Source organism: Nonomuraea sp. LPB2021202275-12-8 (genome assembly GCF_037044575.1).
Taxonomy (GTDB): domain Bacteria; phylum Actinomycetota; class Actinomycetes; order Streptosporangiales; family Streptosporangiaceae; genus Nonomuraea.
In genome coordinates this window covers 1-396 of record NZ_JBAHWD010000167.1, presented here as the reverse complement: position 1 = coordinate 396, position 396 = coordinate 1, and the positions used below count along the sequence as shown (strand labels likewise).

The window sequence follows — 396 nt, the reverse complement described above, 5'->3', positions numbered from 1 at the left end:
CGGCCGGTTGCAGGACGAGTTGGTCAAACTGGCCCGCATCCCGGTCCTGATCGTGGACGAGGTCGGCTACATCCCGTTCGAGCCCGAGGCCGCCAACCTGTTCTTCCAGCTGGTCTCCAGCCGTTACGAACGCGCTTCACTGATCGTCACCAGCAACAAGCCATTCGGCCGCTGGGGCGAGGTGTTCGGCGACGACGTGGTCGCCGCCGCCATGATCGACCGCCTCGTCCACCACGCCGAAGTGATCTCACTGAAGGGAGACAGCTACCGGCTGAAGAACCGCGATCTGGGCCGAGTCCCACCGGCCCAACCCGAGCACGAACAGTAGTCAACGACAACATCAGGGGGTCAAGATTCACATGTCGCAAAGGGGTCAGGATTGGGCCGTCGTTGACA

The 396-nt window shown here is 62.6% G+C and carries 1 protein-coding gene; it reads left to right on the top strand.

The features are described from left to right. On the top strand, positions 1-328 hold a 328-nt coding region (locus V5E28_RS49215), incomplete at its 5' end, for an ATP-binding protein (protein WP_336217217.1). Positions 329-396 lie beyond the last annotated feature (68 nt).